The sequence below is a fragment of the Pseudothioclava alba genome, assembly GCF_033100795.1.
In the GTDB taxonomy this organism is placed as follows: Bacteria; Pseudomonadota; Alphaproteobacteria; order Rhodobacterales; family Rhodobacteraceae; genus Pseudothioclava.
In genome coordinates this window covers 49,202-64,392 of sequence record NZ_JAWLVI010000003.1, presented here as the reverse complement: position 1 = coordinate 64,392, position 15,191 = coordinate 49,202, and the positions used below count along the sequence as shown (strand labels likewise).

The following is a 15,191-nucleotide window of genomic DNA, read 5'->3' as shown; positions in this document are numbered from 1 at the left end:
TCACCTCAGCAGATAGATCACGGGGAACAAGAGCACCCAGACCAGATCGACCATATGCCAGAACGCCGCGCCAACCTCGACGGTGCGCGGTTTGCAATGGATGCCGACCAGCCCGAGGATTACGATCCCCGCAACCACATGTGCGGCATGGAAACCCGTCAGCAGGTAGTAAAACGTATAGAAGGCGTGGGTGTCGGGGCCGATGCCGTGGCGGGCCTTGTCCAGAAACTCCAGCCCCTTGATGACCAGAAACACGACCCCAAGCGCCGAGGCTGCAGCCAGCCACGCCCGCGTTGCCATTCTGCGCCCATGTTCGGCCATGCGCACCGCCAGCGCGGCAAAAAAGCCCGATGTCACCAGCACCAGCGTGTTGATGCCAGCACCAGTGCGGTGGAGCGCGTCCTGCGCCTCGGCAAAACCCGCCGGATCGGTGATCCGCACGCCAAGAAAGGCCGCAAGCCCCGCGCCGAAAACCAGAAGCTCTGAAATAATCAGCACCCACATCATCAGATCGCCGGGGAGTTGCTCCAGCGGATGAAGCGGCTCGTCCGGGGTGCGGGTATCGCTCATGCGCCCACCAGTTGCCGGTAAATCTCGGGGAGGGCGGCGGTCAGGTGGTCGGGGTGCGGGATAACGGCAAAGCCGCCCCGCCCGAAGATGCGCGAGAACCACGATTTGCCTTCGCGGTCGATGGTGATGCCAAAGACAGCGTGGCCTGCGCGTCGCGCCTCCAGGACGGCCATGCGGCTGTCCTCGATGCCGTGGCGGCCCTCATAGTGGTCAAGGTCGTTCGGCTTGCCATCGGTGATGACCAGCAACAGCCGCCGCTTGCGCCCCTGCGTTGCCAGATCGGCCGAGGCATGGCGGATCGCCGTGCCAAGCCGCGTATAGAAACCGGGCCGCAGCGCGCCAATGCGGGCCTCGACGTTTTGCGTCATCGGCTCGCCGAAGCGTTTGCAATTCAGGAAATAGACGCGGTTGCGCTTGAGCGAGGAGAACGCGTTGATTGCGAAATCGTCGCCGCAGGCATCCAGCCCCCAAGCGAGCGCGGCCAAGGCCTCGCGTTCGATGTCGATGACGGCGCGGCCCGCGACCGCGCTTTCGGTCGAGCGCGACACATCCAGCAGGATCGACACCGCCAGATCGCGTTTGAGCGGGCGGGTCTGGCGCCAGATGCGCTCTTGCGGGGCGCCCGTTGCGCGCAGATCGCAGGCGGCACGCACGGTGGCCTCCATGTCCAGCTCGTCGCCGTCAAGGTGCCCGCTGGTCGACACGCGACCCGGCCGCAGCCCTCCGAACTGGCGCTTGACGGCGCGGATGCGCCGATGCGCGCGCGGGTCTTTGCGGAAACCGGGGTCTTCGTCACTTTCGTCGACGCGGCTGGCCAGAACGCGGGCGTGGGCGGGGATATAGGCGCCGGTGCGCACGTCCCATTCGGGATAGGTGAACTCGCCCGACAGCGCCTCGCGGTCCACGTCTTCGGGGGCTAGGTCAAGGTGCAGCTTCAGCTTGGTCGCGGGCGCCTTCGAGATTTGCCCCAGCCCGATCTCTTCCTGATCGTCGGCGGCCTTTTTGGCGCTGTCCGGGTCGTCATCCTCGACACGGCGGTTGAGGTTCATGAACTCGGCCCAGGACAGGATCGCCTCGAACTTGTGCAAGATCAGGCTGTCACGGCGCTCGGCCTGATCGGCTTTGCGGCGCTTGGCGCGGTGGGTCTTGTTGCCCTCGCCCTCTTCGGGGGTGCCTTCGGTCGTGCGTGTCTCGACCGAGGTGCCTGCCGAACTGCCAACAGCGCGCAGGTCGGGCCAAAGCGCTACGGGGCGGAAGGGCTGATAGCCGCGGGGCGCCTGAAGCGCGGAAATATCGCCGGAGAGCAGCGCCGAACGCAGCTCTTGCGCGGCGGGGGAAAGAGGCGCGGTGTCCCCCAGTTCGGCGCGGATCAGCGCCTCGATCGCGGCCTCGGTTGTGGGTAGCGAGGGCGTCGGGCGCAGCGCCAGCGTGGCCGCGCAAAGGTCCGCATAAAGCGAGCGCAGGCCCGTTGCATCGGCCAGCGTGTCGCGCACCATGCGGTTTGCATAGGCCAGTTGCAAAAGGTCCGCCTGAAGCGGGTCTTCGGGGCGCTCGTCGGTCTGTGCCGCATGGGCGGAAATAGCGGCCAGCCACAGATAGGTGGCGGCGTTCGCCTCGCGCGAGGGGAAAATCGCCAGCGACGCGGGCAGGCGCAGCGCCGCCCCGTCGAAAGAGGCGCGCGGCAGCGCCTCGGCCTCGGTCCCCAGACGGCGCAGGAAGCTGAGCCGGTGGCGCGAGATTTCCTCGGACACCGGTTTTACTTCGACCGAAGCAGCACCCCCAAGGGCGCGGAATAGGACTGCCAGCCGTCCGCCGACCTCGGAGAGGTCGACACGGGCTCCATCATACGCCTCGGGGGCGTCAAGACGGCTGGCAAGGGCGTGCCACAGCTTCCCGACGGATTCTTCGGGTTCCCATGGCTCGAAGTCGATCTTGGACACGGTGTGCCTCACCCGAAAATGGCCGTGACAAGATCGTGGAGCCCGCGTTTCACGTCCGCATCATCGCTGAGCGGCTCGATCATCGCGGCATTGATCGCGCGTTCATGGCTCATGCCTTGCGCAATCAAGGTCGCAGCGTAGACGACCAGACGGGTCGAAACGCCTTCTTCAAGGTCCTGCCCCTTAAGACCACGCAGCTTGTTGGCCAGTCGCACCAGCGGTTGCACGCGATCTTCGGACAGGCCGGATTCGCGGGCGACCACGGGCACTTCATGCTCGGGGGCAGGGAAGTCAAATTCCATCGAGACAAAACGCTGACGGGTCGAAGGTTTCAGCGTTTTCAGGATGTTCTGGTAGCCGGGGTTATACGAGGCGACCAGCATGAAGCCGGGCGTTGCCTCCAGTTCCTCGCCGGTGCGGTCGATCGGCAGGATGCGCCGGTCGTCGGTCAGCGGGTGCAGGACGACTGTTACGTCCTTGCGGGCCTCGACCACCTCGTCGAGATAGCAGATCGCCCCTTCGCGCACCGCGCGGGTCAGCGGGCCGTCAACCCAGACCGTCTCGCCGCCCTTGAGCAGGTAGCGACCGATCAGATCGGCGGCCGACAGATCGTCGTGGCAGGCAACGGTATAAAGCGGACGACCAAGCTGCGCGGCCATATGGGCCACAAAGCGGGTTTTGCCGCAGCCGGTCGGACCTTTCAGAAGGACCGGCAGTTGATTCTGATAGGCGGCTGCGAAGATCTCGCACTCATCGCCCTGCGGGAGGTAGAAGGGGGCTTTCGCCGCCCCCTCCAGTTTGTTTGTTTGCGCGTTCATTTCCTGATGTCCTGTTCTGGCTTGCGTTATTCCGCAGCAACACCCTGGCTGATGACTTCACGACGCGGTGCAAGCAGCGCGTAGATGAAGAGCAGAGCACCAAGGACAACTGCCACGCCCGAGCCGAAGCGCATCACGTAGAAGACCCAAAGCTGGTCCTGCACATCCATGAAGCCTTCGCCCAGAACGCGTTGCAGGTGGGTTTGCACCGTGCCGGCAAAGGTCAGCGTAAAAGTCATGAACACCATGCCACCCGACATCAGCCAGAAAGAGGCCATGTTGAGCACCTGATTGTAGGGATCGCGGCCCCGCAAGATCGGCATCGCATAGGACATGATCGCAAGGTTCAGCGAGACATAGGCGCCGAAGAAAGCAAGGTGTCCGTGCGCAGCGGTGATCTGCGTGCCGTGCGTGTAGAAGTTCACGCCGTGCAGGGTGTGCAGGAAACCCCAGACGCCAGCGCCGAAGAAGGCGAGCGTGGCACAGCCGAGCGACCACAGAAGGGCTGCTTTGTTCGGGTGGTCACGACGGCCTTTCCAGACCATGACGAAGGCAAACGCCATCATCGCGAAGAACGGGATAACCTCGAGCGAGCTGAAGATCGAGCCGATCCACTGCCAGTAAGCGGGAGTGCCGATCCAGTAGTAGTGGTGGCCGGTGCCCAGGATACCCGAGAACAGTGCGGCAGCGACGATCACATAGAGCCATTTCTCGACGATCTCGCGGTCGACACCCGTCAGCTTGAGCATCAGGAAGGCGAGGATCGAGGCCATGATCAGTTCCCACACGCCTTCAACCCACAGGTGGACAACATACCACCAGTATTGCTTGTCGAGGGCGAGGTTGCCGGGGTTGTAGAAGGCAAAGAGGAACAGCAGCGCCAGACCCCACAGGCCCAACAGCAAGATGTTGGTGATCGCGGTCTTGCGGCCTTTGAGCACCGTCAGCGTGATGTTGTAGAGGAAGATCAGCGCAGCGACCACGATACCCGCTTTCACCCAGAGCGGCTGCTCAAGGAATTCGCGGCCCTCTTTACCCAGCAGGAAGTTGCCTTCGAACAGGTTGAAGAGATAGGTCACAACGACACCAGCGGTGCCAAGCACGAGGATGGCAAGCTGGATATAGGCGAGTTTCACCGAGTGCAGTTCACGCTCGGATTCTTCGGGCACAAGGAAGTAGGCCGCGCCGAAGAAGCCGGTAATCAGCCACACGATCAGCGAGTTGGTGTGCAGCATCCGCCCGATGTTGAAGGGCAGAAGCTCTGACAGGAAGGTCGGTTCGACATAGATCCAGCCGATGACCAGACCCATCGAAACCTGCACTGCGAAGAGTGCGAGCGCCGTCAGCATATAGATGAGGGCGACTTTCTGGGATTGATATTTCATATCCGTTTCTCCTTCCCTCTCGTTCAACCGGCGTCGTTCGGCGGCCAGCCCTGTGCGTCGATGGTATCGACCCAGAGCAGGAAGTCGGCGAGGTTTTGGTATTCTTCGTCCGAGAGGTTAAACTGCGGCATCTGGCGACGGCCTTCGATACCCGTGGGCATAGCGTCCATCCAGGCAGCGAGGGAGTCTTTGGCGCCTTCGTGGTCGCCCGGTTCAATGCCCCAACGGGTCATCACGTTCATCAGTTCAGGTGCGAAGTAGGCGCCTTCCCCCATGATCGTGTGGCAGTTGATGCAGGCATTTTCTTCCCAGACACGTTTGCCCGCCCGAACGGAGTCGGTGAGCGTTTCGGCATTTGTCGAGTTATTGACGATATGGAAGTGGGACTGTGCCGAGAGGCCCACAAAAATGATGATGAAGAACAGTGACCCGCCATAAAAAATGTTACGGGCCATGCTCTTGGTCATGACTTCGCGCATTGCGCTCTCCTTTTCGGAGCGGTTGATGGTGTGTTCACATGACCGTGACGGGGGGTGACTCGCCTTAACGAAAGTCAATCGTCCGCCATTCTTGACGCCATCAGTCAGGAAAAAGTCAGGCGTCGCGGGTTACGCGCGCGGCAGGCGCGGCTCCAGCAAAATCGGCCACAAGGCGCGCGCGGCCAGCCCGAAGGCGATCAGCCACAAAGCCCCCGCCACAAGTGAGATTTCCAGATCATAGGACGGCGCAAGCGTCACACTCCAGCGCAGGACCGCGGCGACGGGTATCAGGGCAAAAGCGGGGATCACTTCGCGCGGCGCGATCAGCGGGCGGCCTGTGTGGCCAAGGCTCGCGCGGGTCATCACCGACAGCACCATGCCGCCGACCGCCCCGATCCCCAACAGGTGCAGCGCGGGGATTTCGTCGCCAAACCCGAGGTTCGAGAAACCAAATGCAAGATAGCCAAGCCCGAGCACGCCATAGGACAGGTGCATCGTCCAGAGAATCGGGAAGGGCCGCGTCCATGACCCGTGCCAGAAGGCCAGACGCCCAAGAGCCGCCGCTCCGGCAAGGCAGGCGATCAGGGCTGACACTACTGCGGGGAGGCCAAAAAGAATCGCAAGCGGGAGGATCATTGCACTGGCGATCCCCGCGACATCGAGGGGCTTGGGCGAGTCGGGTAATCCGGTCTCACGTCCAAGCCGCACCATCGCGTTGCGCGTGAAGGCAGGCGTGATCCGTCCGCCGATCACCGCAATCATCGCGCAAACCGCCAACAGCCCGACGCGCAACCCGCGCGAGGCGTCGCCCCAACCAAGGCCCATCCATTCGGCCAGAACCAAAAGCTCACCGCCCCAAAGCGCCGCCAGAATCCCCAGAAACATCATGTTCTGCGGTTTTGGACGCTTGATAAGCTGGCTGGCGATCTTGGCGCCCAGAACCGGAACGAAGGATAGCGCGGCCAGCGCAACAAGGGCGGGCGGCAGGACGCCGGAAAACCAGACCGCCAGCCGCCCGACAAACCAGAACCCCGCGACCGAGGCGATAAACATCTGCTGCGCGGCCTTCGTGCCGGTCCAGTTTGGCACGGCGGTCAGGAAGAACCCGCCAAGTGCCGCCGTGGCAAAGCCGAAGATCATCTCGTGCGCGTGCCAGCCCGTCGGGGCGGGGGCGATCGGGAAGGGCATCAGGTCAAGCCCGCCCAAGTCGCCAGCAAGACTCACTTCCCAAGCCGCGATAACCGCGATGGCAAAGAGGGTGGCAGCCAGAAAGAAGATTCGGAAGCCCTCGGAAAACAGCCGTTTGAAGCCTTGCATTCGGGGCATCTCCTATAGTCCGCGCGCGCAGTTGCGCGGGCGGGTCAAATTCCTGTTCCGGGTCAGGATGCAAGCTGCCCGCCTGCGTCACCTTAACGAAAGTCAAGATGCAGGCGGGGCGCAAAGTCGCAGGTAAATAAATTATTATAAATCAGTGGCTTGATGGGTGCCGTGCGGTGCGATCACGGATGCTCACAAAGTCTTGACTTTGGTCAATGCTCTTGTGCCCCCGTCTTGCGAGGTTCCACTTGCCTCATCGCCCCACAGGAGAGTGATCATGTCACTTGAGAAAAAGAACAATCGCTTCGGCTTTGCCCCGAGTGCGGGTCTCGCCGTATTCCTTGCTGGCGTGGCGCTTCCTGCGCTCGCCCAGGACGCACCCACGCTGAGTGAAGAAGCTTTCGAGCATTCGAAAGAGATCTACTTCCAGCAGTGTGCAGGTTGCCACGGTGTCCTGCGCAAAGGCGCGACCGGTAAGAACCTCGAGCCGAAGTGGAAGAAAACCGCAGCAGACGGCACCGTCACCGAAGGCGGCACGCTGACCCTTGGTCAGGAACGCCTTGAGAAGATCATCTCCTTCGGCACCGAAGGCGGGATGAACAACTTCTCGGACATCCTGTCCGAGCAGGAAATCAAGGATATGGCGACCTACATCCAGATGGATGCGCCGAAGCCTCCGGAATGGTCGCTCGAGCAGATGAAAGCCTCGCGCAAGGTCTATGTGGACCCGGCCGACTATCCGACCGAGCCGCAGCACGGCCGCAACTGGGAAAACTTCTTCGTCGTCATCGAGCGTGATGTCGGCAAGGTCGCGATCATCGACGGCGACACCAAAGAAGTCATCACCCACATCCCGACCGGCTATGCCGTGCACGTGATCAAGGCTTCCGAGCACCACAATGTGGAGCACATGGAGAACCCGGGCCGCTTCTGGTACACCATGGGCCGCGACGGCAAGATGACCAAGATCGACCTCTGGCAGACGCCGGACAAGATGCTGGTCGCCGAAGTCGACATCGCACACGACGCCCGTGACGTTGCTGTGTCGGGCGACGGCAAATATGTGATCGGTGGGGGCTATTGGCCGCCGCACTTCGTGATCGCAGACGCCCAGACCATGGAGCCGCTGAAAGTGGTTTCGACCCGTGGCGTGAACGTCGACGGCAACTATGTCGAAGAAGCCCGTGTGGCCGCTATCTACACCACGCCGAACGAGCCGACCTTCCTTGTGGCGGTCAAAGAGCTTGGTCAGATGTGGCAGGTGGACTACTCGGATCTCGACAACCTGCGTATCGAAGAAATCAACTCGGCCAAGTTCCTGCACGACGGCTTCTTCGATCCGACCGGCCGTTACTTCCAGATCGCGGCGAACGCCTCGAACAAGATGGTCGTGGTCGACACCAAAGAGCGCAAGCTTGAGGCTATGATCGACGTCGGCGCCCTGCCGCACCCGGGTCCGGGCGCGAACTGGGAAGACCCGAACTGCGGTCCGGTTGCCGGCACCACGCACCTTGGCGAAGGCACCGTGACGGTTTGGGGTAACGACCCCGAAGGCCACGCCGACAACGCATGGAAGGTCTGCTACACGGTCGAAACCGATGGCCCCGGCCTGTTCGTCCGCACGCACCCGAACTCCAAGTATGTCTGGGCTGACCAGACCAAACACCCGGAGCCGGAAGTGCAGCAGTCGATCCAGGTTATCGACAAAGCCACGGGCGAGATTGCCAAGACCATCCAGGTTACGGACGAGGCTGGCAGCGCGGCTGTCCACTTCGAGTTCAACAAAGACGGCACCGAAGTTTGGGTGTCCAAGTGGAACCTGAAGAACTCGAAAGAGCCGAATGGCGAGATGGTGATCTACGACGCCGAGACGCTTGAAGAAAAAGCACGGGTCAAAGGGCTTTATGCTCCGACCGGCAAATTCAACGTCTACAACCGCACCAACCACGTCACCTGATGTGGGACCGGCGGGCTGCCCTTGGGGTGGCCCGCCTCCCTTTATCCTCAAGGACTTGTAAGAGGCCGCCTTCGGCTTGAGATGCCGTCAAGGCTGGCCTTTTTCACAGGAGCCGCATCATGCCGCTAGAGAGCGAAGAAACGCAAAAAACCGGCCGCCTGTGGCGGCGCTATGTCTACTTCGGGGTGCCCGTCGCGGGTGCCGCCGCCGCCTTTGTGGCGGGTATCATGTTCTGGGGCGGGTTCAACACCGCCATGGAAGCCACCAATACGATGACCTTCTGTATCTCGTGTCACGAGATGGAAGATAACGTCTACGCCGAGTATCAGGGCACCATCCACGATGTGAACCGCTCGGGTGTAGGCGCGGTCTGTTCGGACTGCCACGTTCCGAAGGACTGGACGCATAAGATCATCCGCAAGATCAAGGCCTCGAAAGAGGTTTGGGGCAAGCTGACCGGCTCGATCGCGACGCCCGAGAAATTCGATGCCAAACGCCTTGAACTGGCGATGCACGAATGGGAGCGGATGAAAGGTTCCGACTCGCGCGAGTGCCGCAACTGCCACGATTTCGAATCGATGCTGCCCGAAAAACAGCGCCCGCGCGCGCGTCAGCAGCACCTGAACGCGATCGAAACAGGGCAGACCTGTATCGACTGCCACAAGGGGATCGCGCACAAAGATCTGCGCGACCGCGCCGACGAGGAATATCTCGCCGAGCTGGAATCGCCGAACCCGGACTATGCCCGCAAGGTTCCGCAGCTTTACCTTGATAGCCTTGCCAGAATCGAGGCCAAGGAAGCCGCAGAGGCCGACGCCGCTGCTGCCGCTGCCAAGGCGCAGCAAGAGGCCGTCGCCGCACAGATCGCAGCCGCGGTCGAGAAGGCACGCGCCGAAGAGCAGGCGAAAGCCTCGGGTCAAGCTGCTCCCGCGGCTGCTTCTGGTGACACGGTCGGCGGTGATCTGGACTGGGGCTCTGCGGCTCCGGTTCCGGTGACGCTGTTCTATCCGGGGCAAGCCAGCTTTGAATGGGTGCAGAACGGTAAAACGCACGGTGGTGCACGACCCTTCACCAAGGGCGGCGACAAGTGCTCGACCTGCCACGCCAAGGAACTTGCGAATATGGGGGCCAAGATCGTCAAAGGCGAAAAGGCCGAGCCGACCCCGATCCCCGGCAAGCGCGGTTCCATCGACGTGACGCTGCAAGCGACGCATGACGCCGAGAACCTGTATCTCAAGCTGCAATGGGAGGCCGCGCCGCATACGCCCGTGCCCTTCGTTGACGGCGGCAAGATGGACCCGGAAAATCCGGTGAAGGTTGCGATGATGATCGCGGGCACGGGCATCGAGTATGTCGATCAGGCCGGTTGCTGGGCGACCTGTCACAACGACAACCGCTATATGCCCGATGCGCCGGATGCGGCGGCTCTGGGTGCTGCGGGGGATGTGGCTGCACGGATCGGCGCGACTGATTATGTGACCAAATACATCGCCGAAAGCCGCACTGACATCGAGCTGAAAGGCCGTGGCGGCAAGCCGCTTGGCGGCTGGGACAAGCTGAAAGAAGAGGGTGAGATCACCGCGCTTCTGGAGGGTGGCTCGTTCATGGATGTGCTGCGTGCCAGCCCGTCGGCCGGTGGCGACAACGGTCACATCCTTGAGCAGCGTGTCAGCAATTCGGGCGGGGCGATCGAAAGCTCGGTCACGCTTGAGGGCAACACCTGGACTGCTGTGATCAAGCGCCCGCTTGATACCGGCGCGACTGGCGACATCAAGATCGAACCCGGCAAGGTCTATACCGTCGGCTTCGCGATCCACGATGACTTCACCTCGGCGCGGTTCCACCATGTGTCGATGGACTGGCGTCTGGGTCTGGATGATCCGGGTGTCGAGATCAACGCCACAGCGCAGTAAAACCATGCTAAACTTGGGGGCGGTCAGGAAACTGGCCGCCCTTGGTCTGTTTCAAGCCGGAGATATATGATGCGTCTGCTTGCCTCGTCCGTTTTGTTCGCCCTGTCGGTGCAGCCCGCGCTGGCCGAGACCGACCCCGACAAAATCGCGAAAATCTGTGCCGAGGCGGATGCGCGTTATACCGAGATTTACGGCCATGCCCCCTCTGATGCAGAGGGCGTGACCGTCGCCTTGATGTATAAATACACCTTCTGCCCCGTGACGCTGGAGGTGCCTGTCGGCACGACGGTTCGCTGGGTGAATGTCGACAAGCGCACCTCGCACTCGACTTGGTTCAAGGATGCGGGCGAGGCCGAAAGCCAGCGCCTGTTCCCCGATGAAACCGCCGAGCAGACCTTCGACATTCCTGGCGAATGGGGCTATCTGTGCGGACCGCATTGGGAAAGTCACGATATGGTCGGCAAGGTTATTGTGATCCCGAAATAATCCTGTTTCGCGGCTGGTTTGCCAAATAACCCGCGCAGCTTTGACTTCTGTCAAGGGTCTGCGGGGCTTGCTTTGGCATGGTCCGGACAGTGCACCCGAGAAGATGAAGGAGTATCCTATGGGACGCGTAGGAACAGTCACGCTGGTTGGCGCTGGCCCCGGAGATCCGGAACTCCTGACTCTCAAGGCTGCGCGCCTGATTTCCTCGGCGGATGTGGTGGTGTTCGACCGCCTTGTCGCGCCGGAAATTCTGGCGATGATTCCGGTTGCGGCCGAGCGCGTGAATGTGGGTAAGCGCACCCACCATCACCCCGTGCCGCAAGACGAGATCAACGAAATTCTGGTGCGTTACGCGCTTGAGGGCCGCGATGTGGTCCGCCTGAAGGGCGGAGATCCGTTCATCTTTGGCCGTGGCTGCGAGGAAACCGCGCGTCTGGCCGAGGCCGGCGTGCCCTTTGCCGTCGTGCCGGGGATTACCGCCGCGCAAGGGGCATCCGCCTCGACCGGCGTGCCGCTGACCCATCGCGGGCTGGCGCGCTCGGTGCGCTATATCACGGGCCACTGCAAAGCCGACGAGATGCTGGACCTCGACTGGGCCGGTCTTGCCGATCCCGAGACGACGCTGGTGTTCTATATGGGCAAGGCGACGATCCGGCTGATTTCGGACAAGCTGCAAGAACATGGCCTGCCTGCCGATACGCCTGTGATGGCGGTTGCTTCGGCCACTACCACCGAAGAGCAGCGCCTCTCGACCCGGCTGGACCGGATCGAAGAGGATATGGCGGGCGCGGGTCTTGAAAGCCCCGTGATCTTTATCATCGGCAAGGTGGCTGGCCTGTCGGATCGTCTGATGCAGGCGGCTGTTTTGACCGAGGCGCAGGGGTGCTGCGCTGGCGGGGGCTGCTGCCATGCCTGAGCGCGCCTTTGCCCTGGCCCTTGCCGTTTCGGTGCTGACCCTTCCGGCCCTGGCCGAGGAGATCAGCCCCAAGCGCGCCGAGGCGCTGGCGCATCTGGTCGAGCAGGATTGCGGCTCGTGCCACGGTCTGACGCGCAAGGGTGGGCTGGGTAGCCCGCTGACCTATGAGGCGCTTGAGGGGCGCGACCGCGACTCGCTGGCGCTGGTCATTCTGGATGGGATGCCGGGCACGGCGATGCCGCCGTGGCGCCCGCTGATGACCGAGGCCGAGGCCTACTGGATTGCCGATTTTCTTCTGAAGGATCCTTCGAAATGACCCGTCTTGCTGTGCTGCTTTTGTGTTCGGCCCTCGCATCGCCCGCGCTGGCGCAAGAGCTGCGGGCCACGGGCGATCTGGGGGTCGTGGTTGAGCGTGCGACCGGATCGGTGCTGATCGTCGACCAGTCCGAGCACGCCGCAATTGGCCGTGTCGAGGGGCTGGGAGATCTGTCCCACGCCTCGCTGGTGTTTTCGCCCGACGAACGCTTTGCCTTTGTCTTCGGGCGCGATGGCGGGCTGACCAAGGTCGATATTCTGACGCAGAAAATCGTGGGCCGCGTCGTGCAAAGCGGCAATTCCATCGGCGGCGCGATCTCGGACGATGGCAAGCTGGTGGCGGTTGCGAATTACGAACCGGGCGGCGTGAATGTGTTTGACGCCGATACGCTGGAGCAGGTGGCCTCGATCCCTGCGGGCGGCAAGGCGCTTGGGCTTGAGGATGCGGCGGGCCGCAAGTTCGTCTTTTCGGTCTGGGACACGAACGAAACCAAGATCGTCGATTTTTCGGGCAGTAATGATCCGGTTATCACGACCCTTAGTGACATTGGCGAGAACCCCTATGACGCGCTCGTTACCGACGACGGGCGCACCTATATTGCGGGTCTTTTTGGCGAGGACGGGCTGACCGCGATCGACCTGTGGGCCGACACCCCCGAAGCCAGGCGCATCCTGCCCCATTACGGGCGCGGCGCCGAGGAAATGCCGGTCTACAAGATGCCCCACCTTGAAGGCTGGGCGAAGGCGGGCGACCAGATCGTGCTGCCCGCGATCCACCACCACGAAGTGCTTTGGGTCGATGCCCGCACGCTTGAGGAAACCGGCCGGACCGAGGTTCACAGCCAGCCGGTCTTTGCGATGGCGCGCCCGGGCGGCCGTCAGGTCTGGGTGAATTTCGCCCACCCTGATAACGACACGGTGCAGGTCATCGACACGATGAGCCATGAAATCATCGGTGAAATGAAACCAGGGCCAGCGGTCCTGCATATGGAATTTACCTCGCGCGGGACGGAAGCCTGGGTCTCGGTGCGCGATGAAAACAAGGTGGTGATTTATGACACCACAACGCTTGAACCCATCGGCGAGATCGCGGCTGAAAGCCCTTCGGGGATTTTCTTTACCGCGCGCGCCCATAGGCTTGGATTGTAATCATGTCTGTTTTGACCCCGCTTGAGACCCGAATTCTGGATGACTGGCAGCGCGATTTCCCGATGGAGCCGCGCCCCTTTGACGTGATGGCGCAAAAGCTTGAGGTGCCGCTGGACGAAGTGCTGGCGCAATTGCGCAACCTTCAGGCAAACGGGACTGTGGCGCGGGTGGGCGCGACGTGCCGCCCCAATACGATGGGCGCCTCGACGCTTGCGGCGCTGGCTGTGCCGGAATGGCGGGTCGAGGAAGTGGCTGGAATCGTTGGCTCTGAACGCGGTGTCAACCATTCCTATCTGCGCGAAAACGAATGGAACCTCTGGTTTGTGGCCACGGCCCCCGATGCCGCTGATCTGGCCGCGACGCTGCGCCGGATCGAGGAGCGCTCGGGGCTGGAGGTTCTGGCGCTGCCCTTGAAGCGCGCGTTCAACATTGATCTGGGCTTTGCGCTGGAAGGGCCGCGCCACGCGCTGCAGCCCGACACGCCCCCCGATCTCAGCGTCATCACCGAAAAGGACCGCGCCCTGATGCAGGCGCTGACCAACGGCCTGCCGCTTTTGGAACAACCCTACGCTGCCTTGGGGGCGCGTCTGGGGATGTCCACGCAAGAGGTGATCGCCCGCGTCCGCATTCTGACCGAGGCGCGGATCATTACCCGCATGGGCGTGATCGTGCGGCACCGCGCGCTTGGCTGGCGCTCGAATGCGATGGTTGTCTGGAACCTGCCCGATGAGAAAATCGGCGCGGCGGGGCAGGCGCTGTTGCGTGTGCCCGGTGTCACGCTGTGCTACGAGCGCACCCGCGTTGCCGGAAAATGGGATTACCCGCTGTTTTGCATGATCCATGCGAAATCGCGCTCCGAGGCGATGCAGGTGCTTGAAACCGCCGCCGCCCTGCCCGAGATGGCGGGTGCCGAAAAACAGGTTCTGTTCTCGATCCGTTGCTTCAAGCAGACCGGCGCGATGCTGGACCGCCCGCGCGAGGTGCATGCCGCATGAGACGCAAACCCCTTCCCGACGACGCGCTGGACGCGACCGACCGCAAGATCCTGAATGTGCTGCAAGAGGGGTTCCCGATCGAACCCGCGCCGTTCGAGAAGGCGGGCGCGGAATTGGGGCTTTCGGGGGCGGAGCTGATCGAGCGGATTTTGAACCTGCGCGAGATCGGCGCGATCACCCGTTTTGGCCCGTTTTTCGACGCGGCCGCGATGGGCGGCGCGTTTTGCCTCTGCGCGATGGAGGTTCCCGCCGCGCGTTTCGAAGACGTCATGACTTTGGTCAATGCCCACACCGAGGTTGCGCATAATTATGAACGCGATCACCGCTTGAATATGTGGTTTGTGCTTGCCGATATGGCTCCGGAAGGCATCGACCGGGTGGCGGATCTGATCGAGGGGGAAACGGGGCTCAGGGTGCTCCGCTTCCCCAAACTCGAAGAGTTTTTCATCGGCTTCAAGGTCACGGCATGACAATCGACGCAATCGACAAACGGCTGATCGGGGCGACGCAAGCGGGGCTTCCGCTGACGGACGAACCCTATGCCGCGATTGCTGCCCAGACCGGCGTCAGTGAGGCCGAGGTAATCGAGCGGCTGCGCGCGATGCTGGCGCGTGGCGTGATCCGTCGCGTTGCACTTGCGCCCAACCATTACGCCCTTGGCATGGTGGCGAACGGCATGTCCGTCTGGGATGTCGAGGATGCCCGCGCGACCGAACTGGGCGCGCAGATCGGTGCGCTTGAATTCGTTTCGCATTGCTATCTGCGCCCGCGCGCCGAGGGCTGGCCCTACAACCTGTTTGCCATGATCCACGGCGCTTCGCGTGACGAGGTCGAGGAGAAACGCCGCGAGATAGCCGCGATCCTTGGACCCGCCTGCCGCGAAAGCGATATTCTGTATTCCACGCGTATCCTGAAAAAGACGGGGATGCGTCTCAAACCGGAGAGCTGAGC

15 protein-coding genes are annotated in these 15,191 nt (G+C 62.3%); 9 read left to right on the top strand and 6 right to left on the bottom strand.

Annotation, left to right across the window (positions count from 1 at the left end):
* The 6 genes from RYZ20_RS08335 to RYZ20_RS08310 form a co-directional block, all read right to left on the bottom strand.
* On the bottom strand, positions 1-570 hold the full coding sequence (locus RYZ20_RS08335; RefSeq protein ID WP_317672368.1) for a cytochrome c oxidase subunit 3 family protein: 570 nt from the start codon (positions 568-570) through the stop codon (positions 1-3).
* Complete coding sequence (locus tag RYZ20_RS08330; protein WP_317672366.1) at positions 567-2,510, bottom strand: nitric oxide reductase activation protein NorD; 1,944 nt, start codon at positions 2,508-2,510, stop codon at positions 567-569. Before RYZ20_RS08330 ends, RYZ20_RS08335 begins: the two co-directional genes overlap by 4 nt.
* Positions 2,511-2,518: 8 nt before the next feature.
* Complete coding sequence (locus tag RYZ20_RS08325; protein ID WP_317672364.1) at positions 2,519-3,328, bottom strand: CbbQ/NirQ/NorQ/GpvN family protein; 810 nt, start codon at positions 3,326-3,328, stop codon at positions 2,519-2,521.
* Between the two features lie 26 nt (positions 3,329-3,354).
* Entirely contained in the window at positions 3,355-4,713 is a 1,359-nt protein-coding gene (locus tag RYZ20_RS08320) for a cbb3-type cytochrome c oxidase subunit I (RefSeq protein WP_317672362.1), read from the bottom strand.
* A 23-nt stretch (positions 4,714-4,736) separates the two neighbouring features.
* Entirely contained in the window at positions 4,737-5,192 is a 456-nt protein-coding gene (locus RYZ20_RS08315) for a c-type cytochrome (protein WP_317672360.1), read from the bottom strand.
* Between the two features lie 129 nt (positions 5,193-5,321).
* Positions 5,322-6,509, bottom strand: a complete 1,188-nt coding sequence (locus tag RYZ20_RS08310) for an NnrS family protein (protein WP_317672358.1) — start codon at positions 6,507-6,509, stop codon at positions 5,322-5,324.
* 277 nt (positions 6,510-6,786) lie between these two features.
* Here RYZ20_RS08310 and RYZ20_RS08305 point away from each other — a divergent pair, with 277 nt between their 5' ends.
* From RYZ20_RS08305 to ahbB (RYZ20_RS08265), 9 genes are all read left to right on the top strand, one after another.
* Complete coding sequence (locus RYZ20_RS08305; RefSeq protein WP_317672356.1) at positions 6,787-8,466, top strand: cytochrome D1 domain-containing protein; 1,680 nt, start codon at positions 6,787-6,789, stop codon at positions 8,464-8,466.
* 119 nt (positions 8,467-8,585) lie between these two features.
* Positions 8,586-10,379, top strand: coding sequence for a NapC/NirT family cytochrome c (locus tag RYZ20_RS08300; protein WP_317672354.1), 1,794 nt, complete (start codon positions 8,586-8,588; stop codon positions 10,377-10,379).
* Between the two features lie 69 nt (positions 10,380-10,448).
* Positions 10,449-10,865 carry a cupredoxin domain-containing protein gene (locus tag RYZ20_RS08295; protein WP_317672352.1) on the top strand — a complete coding sequence of 139 codons (417 nt, stop codon included), beginning with the start codon at positions 10,449-10,451 and terminating at the stop codon, positions 10,863-10,865.
* A 118-nt stretch (positions 10,866-10,983) separates the two neighbouring features.
* Positions 10,984-11,781: a uroporphyrinogen-III C-methyltransferase gene (cobA, locus tag RYZ20_RS08290; protein WP_317672350.1), complete on the top strand. Its 798-nt coding sequence runs from the start codon at positions 10,984-10,986 to the stop codon at positions 11,779-11,781.
* A complete protein-coding gene (locus RYZ20_RS08285) occupies positions 11,774-12,097 on the top strand; it encodes a c-type cytochrome (protein ID WP_317672348.1) in 324 nt (107 codons plus the stop codon). Before cobA ends, RYZ20_RS08285 begins: the two co-directional genes overlap by 8 nt.
* Positions 12,094-13,245, top strand: coding sequence for a cytochrome D1 domain-containing protein (locus tag RYZ20_RS08280; protein WP_317672346.1), 1,152 nt, complete (start codon positions 12,094-12,096; stop codon positions 13,243-13,245). The genes RYZ20_RS08285 and RYZ20_RS08280 overlap by 4 nt, the downstream gene beginning before the upstream one ends.
* A gap of 2 nt (positions 13,246-13,247) precedes the next feature.
* Entirely contained in the window at positions 13,248-14,240 is a 993-nt protein-coding gene (gene ahbB / locus RYZ20_RS08275; protein WP_317672344.1) for a siroheme decarboxylase subunit beta, read from the top strand.
* Entirely contained in the window at positions 14,237-14,710 is a 474-nt protein-coding gene (locus RYZ20_RS08270) for an Lrp/AsnC family transcriptional regulator (protein ID WP_317672342.1), read from the top strand. Before ahbB (RYZ20_RS08275) ends, RYZ20_RS08270 begins: the two co-directional genes overlap by 4 nt.
* A complete protein-coding gene (gene ahbB, locus RYZ20_RS08265; protein WP_317672340.1) occupies positions 14,707-15,189 on the top strand; it encodes a siroheme decarboxylase subunit beta in 483 nt (160 codons plus the stop codon). The genes RYZ20_RS08270 and ahbB (RYZ20_RS08265) overlap by 4 nt, the downstream gene beginning before the upstream one ends.
* Positions 15,190-15,191: the final 2 nt, after the last annotated feature.

Coding starts and splice junctions, on each gene's coding strand:
- RYZ20_RS08335 (WP_317672368.1), bottom strand. CDS start 570: ATGAGCGATACCCGCACCCCGGACGAGCCGCTTCATCCGCTGGAGCAA.
- RYZ20_RS08325 (WP_317672364.1), bottom strand. CDS start 3,328: ATGAACGCGCAAACAAACAAACTGGAGGGGGCGGCGAAAGCCCCCTTC.
- RYZ20_RS08320 (WP_317672362.1), bottom strand. CDS start 4,713: ATGAAATATCAATCCCAGAAAGTCGCCCTCATCTATATGCTGACGGCG.
- RYZ20_RS08315 (WP_317672360.1), bottom strand. CDS start 5,192: ATGCGCGAAGTCATGACCAAGAGCATGGCCCGTAACATTTTTTATGGC.
- RYZ20_RS08310 (WP_317672358.1), bottom strand. CDS start 6,509: ATGCAAGGCTTCAAACGGCTGTTTTCCGAGGGCTTCCGAATCTTCTTT.
- RYZ20_RS08305 (WP_317672356.1), top strand. CDS start 6,787: ATGTCACTTGAGAAAAAGAACAATCGCTTCGGCTTTGCCCCGAGTGCG.
- RYZ20_RS08300 (WP_317672354.1), top strand. CDS start 8,586: ATGCCGCTAGAGAGCGAAGAAACGCAAAAAACCGGCCGCCTGTGGCGG.
- RYZ20_RS08295 (WP_317672352.1), top strand. CDS start 10,449: ATGCGTCTGCTTGCCTCGTCCGTTTTGTTCGCCCTGTCGGTGCAGCCC.
- cobA (WP_317672350.1), top strand. CDS start 10,984: ATGGGACGCGTAGGAACAGTCACGCTGGTTGGCGCTGGCCCCGGAGAT.
- RYZ20_RS08285 (WP_317672348.1), top strand. CDS start 11,774: ATGCCTGAGCGCGCCTTTGCCCTGGCCCTTGCCGTTTCGGTGCTGACC.
- RYZ20_RS08280 (WP_317672346.1), top strand. CDS start 12,094: ATGACCCGTCTTGCTGTGCTGCTTTTGTGTTCGGCCCTCGCATCGCCC.
- ahbB (WP_317672344.1), top strand. CDS start 13,248: ATGTCTGTTTTGACCCCGCTTGAGACCCGAATTCTGGATGACTGGCAG.
- RYZ20_RS08270 (WP_317672342.1), top strand. CDS start 14,237: ATGAGACGCAAACCCCTTCCCGACGACGCGCTGGACGCGACCGACCGC.
- ahbB (WP_317672340.1), top strand. CDS start 14,707: ATGACAATCGACGCAATCGACAAACGGCTGATCGGGGCGACGCAAGCG.